The 4,873-nt window shown below is 67.7% G+C and carries 6 protein-coding genes and 1 riboswitch; of the genes, 2 read left to right on the forward strand and 4 right to left on the reverse strand.

Annotated features, from left to right (window positions below):
- Positions 1-111: hypothetical protein (locus tag A9W96_RS33305; RefSeq protein ID WP_369830829.1), on the forward strand; the 111-nt coding region annotated here is incomplete at its 5' end.
- Between the two features lie 28 nt (positions 112-139).
- Here A9W96_RS33305 and A9W96_RS12210 read toward each other — a convergent pair.
- The 4 genes from A9W96_RS12210 to A9W96_RS12225 are packed head-to-tail and all read right to left on the reverse strand — an operon-like array spanning position 140 to position 3,862.
- Positions 140-574: a VOC family protein gene (locus A9W96_RS12210; protein WP_067140048.1), complete on the reverse strand. Its 435-nt coding sequence runs from the start codon at positions 572-574 to the stop codon at positions 140-142.
- Positions 575-576: 2 nt separating this feature from the next.
- A complete protein-coding gene (locus tag A9W96_RS12215; RefSeq protein WP_067140042.1) occupies positions 577-1,308 on the reverse strand; it encodes a class I SAM-dependent methyltransferase in 732 nt (243 codons plus the stop codon).
- Positions 1,305-2,447 carry a homoserine O-acetyltransferase gene (locus tag A9W96_RS12220; protein WP_067140045.1) on the reverse strand — a complete coding sequence of 381 codons (1,143 nt, stop codon included), beginning with the start codon at positions 2,445-2,447 and terminating at the stop codon, positions 1,305-1,307. Before A9W96_RS12220 ends, A9W96_RS12215 begins: the two co-directional genes overlap by 4 nt.
- A gap of 11 nt (positions 2,448-2,458) precedes the next feature.
- Positions 2,459-3,862 (reverse strand): bifunctional o-acetylhomoserine/o-acetylserine sulfhydrylase, encoded by a 1,404-nt coding sequence (locus tag A9W96_RS12225; RefSeq protein WP_369829221.1) that lies wholly within the window; start codon positions 3,860-3,862, stop codon positions 2,459-2,461.
- A 129-nt stretch (positions 3,863-3,991) separates the two neighbouring features.
- Positions 3,992-4,114: riboswitch (SAM riboswitch) on the reverse strand.
- A gap of 151 nt (positions 4,115-4,265) precedes the next feature.
- On the opposite strand from A9W96_RS12225, the gene A9W96_RS12230 reads away from it, so the two are divergent.
- Positions 4,266-4,873: NADP-dependent isocitrate dehydrogenase (locus tag A9W96_RS12230; protein WP_197499497.1), on the forward strand; the 608-nt coding region annotated here is incomplete at its 3' end.

Here is a 4,873-nt window from a genome sequence, read left to right on the forward strand (position 1 = left end):
GACACCCAATGGAAACCACCCCCACACCTCGACACCGGCCAACCCCGCACCAACACCTTCCACCACCCCGAAAAACTGCTGCGAAACGAGGATGAGGACGACGGGTGGTAACCCGGCTGGGGTACCTGAACTCCAGTGATCAGCCTTCTGAGAAATCGGGCACTGTGATCGCGCCGTCTTCGGCTAGCGAGAAACCCGGGTTGTAGGCGACCTCCCACGCGTGACCATCGAGATCGCGGAATGCGCCCGCATACCCGCCATAGAAGGTGTCGCCAGCAGCACGCGTGATCGTCGCTCCGGCATCTTCTGCCGCGGCGAGGATCTCGTCCACTTCGGAACGCGAGCGCACGTTGTGTGCCAAAGCGACACCACCGAAGCCGTCATCGCCTTGGTCGGCGATGCCGAGATCGGCCGAAAGCTTGTCGCGCGCCCACAGGCTCACCGCGAGACCGCCGGCCTGAAAGAAGACCGTTTCCTGCACTTCTTGACCGCGCCAGCCGAGGCGTTCATAGAATCGGTAAGCGCGATCCAGATCGGCAACGCCGAGGGTGATCACACTCAGCCGTTGCTCCATGCTCACCCGGCCAGCGTCGCGCGGGTGCACACGGTGACGTAGGGCAGCGCCAAGCCCGTCGAATTCGCCAGCGCCGGATGGGTGGCCAGCAAATCGCGAACCTGATCGAGCGTCCTGGTGCGGACCTCGGTCGGCGAGGTGATGCAATAGCTGCGGGACGCGACGAGATCGATCAGCGCTTGCGGCGTAAGGTAACTCGTCCACTCCACCTGATGATGCGCCACATCGGTGAACGGCTCGGGCAGCGTCACTCGGGTGCGGCCGTCGCCGTCGCTGCCGATGATCTGGCCCAGTTCGCGCACCCAGCCGAGGCGTTCGTCGCGGGTGTTCCACACCAGACCCAGCCGCCCGCCGGGCCGCAACACGCGGGCCACCTCGGGCACCGCGCGCTCGGGATCCACCCAGTGCCAGGCCTGCGCCACCAGCACCACGTCAACGCTGTTGTCCTCCAACGGGATCTCTTCCGCGGTGCCCAGCAGCGCCCGCGTCTCCGGTAGCGAGGTGCGCAACACCTCGAGCATGTCCGGGATCGGGTCGACGGCCACCACGTCCAGGCCGCGCTCCACCAGTCGGGTGGTCAGCTTCCCCGTGCCGGCACCGAGGTCGAGCACTCGGCGCGCCCCGATCGGCAGCAGCCAGTCGATCGCTTCCGGGGGATAGGAGGGGCGCCCACGCTCGTAAGCCGCCGCCGCCGAGCCGAACGAGAGGGAGCGGTCTTGCCGCGAGCGCGTCACGATTGCGACGTGCCTTCCCCGTCGTCCGCCAATGCCAGTGTCTGACGGATCAATTCGCCGACGGCGTCGGTTTCCACCAGGAAGCCGTCGTGCCCTAACAGCGAGTCCACCACCCGCAGGCCGGCGCAGCCGGGCAGCTGCTCGGCCAGCTCCTGCTGCAAGCGCAGCGGGTACAGCCGGTCGGAGGTGATGCCGCCGACCACCACCGGAACCGGGCAGCTAGACAACGCGTTACGAACCCCGCCACGGTTTCGGCCGACGTCGTGACTGTTCAGCACCTCGGTCAGCACCACGTAGCTGCCCGCGTCGAAGCGCTCCACCAGCTTGTCGCCCTGATACTCCAGGTAGCTCTGCATGGCGTAGCGGCCGCCGTTGTTCGGATCCTCGCCGTCCTGCCCGTGGTTGCCGAACCGGGCGTCCAGCTCGGCCTCACCGCGATAGGTCAGGTGCGCGAAGCGACGGGCGATCGCCAGCCCGGCGTCGGGCGCGAAGCCGGTGTCGTGGTAGTCACCGCCCTGCCAGTTCGGGTCGGCCTTGATCGCCGCGATCTGGGTGGTCTGGGTGCCGATCTGATCGGCGGTGGCCCGCGCCCCCACCGCCAAAAGCAGACCGGCCCGTACCCGGTCCGGATAACCGACGATCCACTCCAAAGCCCTTGCACCACCCAAAGATCCGCCGACCACCGCGGCGACCCGTTCGATCCCCAACGCGGCCAGCGCTGTGATATCGGCGTCGACCTGGTCGCGGACCGTGATGCGGGGAAACCGTGAGCCCCAAGGCTTTCCGTCCCGGGCCCGGGAGCTGGGTCCGGTGGAGCCGCGGCAACCACCCAGCACGTTGGTGGCTAGCGCGCACCAGCGGTTGGTGTCGATGGGCGCGCCCGGCCCGACCATCCCGTCCCACCAGCCGCCGGTGGGATGCCCGGGTCCGGCCGGCCCGGTGATGTGCGAGTCGCCGGTCAGCGCGTGCAGCACCACCACCACGTTGTCCCGTGTCGGCGACAACTCGCCCCAGCGCTGGACGGCGATGTGCACGTCGTCGATGACGGCGCCGCCCTCGGTGGTCAGCGAGCCGATGTCGACGAAGCCGATTTCGCCTTCTTCGGGCAGCGTCTGGGTCGGGACGCCGGAGATCGCCATCGCCGGGCTCCTTAGAACGCCGCCACGGCTTGCGGGTCGGTGCCCGACGCCCCCGCGCTCACACCGAATTTGGCTGCCGCGGCGAAGCCGAGCTCGAGGTCGGCCAGGATGTCGTCGATGCCCTCGATGCCGACGGCCAGCCGCACCAGGCCGGGGCTGACCCCGGTGCTCAGCTGTTCCTGCGGGCTCAGCTGGGCATGCGTGGTGGACGCCGGGTGGATCACCAGCGAGCGCACGTCGCCGATGTTGGCGACGTGGCTGTGCAGCTTCAGCGCGTTCACGAATGCCTTGCCGGCCTCGACGCCGCCGGCCAGCTCGAACGCCAGCACCGCGCCGGTTCCCTTGGGCGCCAACTTCTTTGCCCGCTCGTGCCACGGCGAGCTGGGCAGGCCCGCGTAGTTCACCGACAGCACGCCGTCGTGGCCGGCCAGGTACTCGGCCACCCGCTGCGCGTTGGCGACGTGGCGCTCCATGCGCAGGCTCAGCGTCTCGATGCCCTGGGCGACCAGGAACGCGTTGAACGGCGACGCGGCCGACCCCAGGTCGCGCAGCAGCTGCACGCGCGCCTTGAGCGCGTAGGCCGGCGGACCGAGCTCGGCGAACACCACACCGTGGTAGCTCGGGTCGGGGGTGGTGAATCCCGGGAAGCGGCCCTGCGTCCAGTCGAAGGTGCCGCCGTCGACGATGACCCCGGCGATCGCCGAGCCGTGGCCGCCGAGGTACTTGGTGGCCGAGTGCACGACGATGTCGGCGCCGTGGGAGAACGGCTGAATCAGGTACGGCGTGGCGATGGTGTTGTCGACGATCAGCGGGACGCCGTTGCCGTGCGCGACCCCGGCGACACCGGGGATGTCGAGGATGTCGATCTGCGGGTTGGAGATCGTCTCGGCGAAGAACGCCTTGGTGTTCGGCCGGACCGCGGCCTGCCACGAATCCAGGTCGTCGGGATCCTCGACGAAGGTTACCTCGATGCCGAGCTTGGCCAGCGAGTAGTGCAGCAGGTTGTACGTCCCGCCGTAGAGGCGCGGGCTCGACACGATGTGATCTCCGGCACTCGCCAGGTTCAATATGGCGAAAGTCTCAGCGGCCTGCCCGGAGCTCAGGAACAGCGCCGCAACCCCGCCCTCGAGCGCGGCGATGCGCTGCTCGACGACGTCGGTGGTCGGGTTGCCGATCCGGGTGTAGATGTTGCCCGGCACTTCCAGCCCGAACAGGGCGGCGGCGTGCGTGGTGTCGTCGAAGGTGTACGACGTGGTCTGGTAGATCGGCAGGGCTCGGGCGTTGGTGGCCGGGTCCGGCTGCTGGCCGGCGTGCACCTGCTTGGTCTCGAACGACCAGTGCGCGGTCGGATCGGTGTCGTGATCGGCGTTGTCGGAGGTCACGGGATCGCTTTCTGCTGGTAGGGGAATGTGCATCGGGCGGCCGGGACGCGAGGATGAGGCGTCCACCGGCGGCGCGGATTAGCAGCGACGCACGAGCGGGCGTGATTGGGTCGGGAGAATGCACATCACGTTTCCCTGTCTACTCAGGGGCCCGTCATGGCGGACCCGCGCTTGCCGGATAGCCGGTGTGTGTGGCTACTCAACCTGGTCATCACCCGGGGCACCCCACCGCGGTTGGAGGGTTGCCGGCCAGCAAGCCGGGGCTTGATGCTGGCGCTCATGACCAATACGAAGATTATCTTACTGTGCCGACTCAGTGCTAACCCCGGCGGTGCGCGTGCAGGTCGACACCTGTCCAAACACCCTTGATAACGTGGCAGTCAGAACGCTGAGCCCCCAAAATTTCCAACCCATCATTGACGCCGGGAGAGGGATCGTGAGCGCCGAACAGCCGACCGTCATCTACACACTGACCGACGAAGCGCCGCTGCTGGCGACTTATGCGTTCCTGCCTATCGTGCGTGCCTTCGCCGAGCCGGCGGGCATCCAGATCAAGACCAGCGACATCTCGGTGGCCGCCCGCATTCTGGCCGAGTTCCCCGAGCACCTGACCGAAGAACAGCGGGTGCCGGACAACCTGGGCGAACTGGGCCGGCTGACCGAGCTGCCCGACACCAACATCATCAAGCTGCCGAACATCAGCGCCTCGGTTCCGCAGCTGATCGCCGCGGTCAAGGAGCTGCAGGGCAAGGGATACAAGATTCCGGACTTTCCGCAGAGCCCAAAGACGGACGAGGACAAGCAGATTCGCGCCCGCTACGCCAAATGCCTTGGCAGCGCGGTAAACCCGGTACTGCGGCAGGGCAACTCGGACCGGCGTGCGCCCAAGGCGGTCAAGGAGTACGCCCGCAAGCACCCGCACAGCATGGGGGACTGGTCACCGGCCTCGCGCACGCACGTCGCGACAATGCGGCACGGCGACTTCTACCACGGTGAGAAGTCGATGACGCTGGACCGCGCGCGCAACGTGAAGATGGTGCTGGA

This window comes from Mycobacterium sp. 1245852.3 (assembly GCF_001669335.1).
Lineage (GTDB): Bacteria > Actinomycetota > Actinomycetes > Mycobacteriales > Mycobacteriaceae > Mycobacterium > Mycobacterium europaeum_A.

Excerpts from the sequence above, each read along its gene's own strand:
- A9W96_RS12210 (WP_067140048.1), bottom strand. The coding sequence starts at position 574 with ATGGAGCAACGGCTGAGTGTGATCACCCTCGGCGTTGCCGATCTGGAT.
- A9W96_RS12225 (WP_369829221.1), bottom strand. The coding sequence starts at position 3,862 with ATGCACATTCCCCTACCAGCAGAAAGCGATCCCGTGACCTCCGACAAC.
- A9W96_RS12220 (WP_067140045.1), bottom strand. The coding sequence starts at position 2,447 with ATGGCGATCTCCGGCGTCCCGACCCAGACGCTGCCCGAAGAAGGCGAA.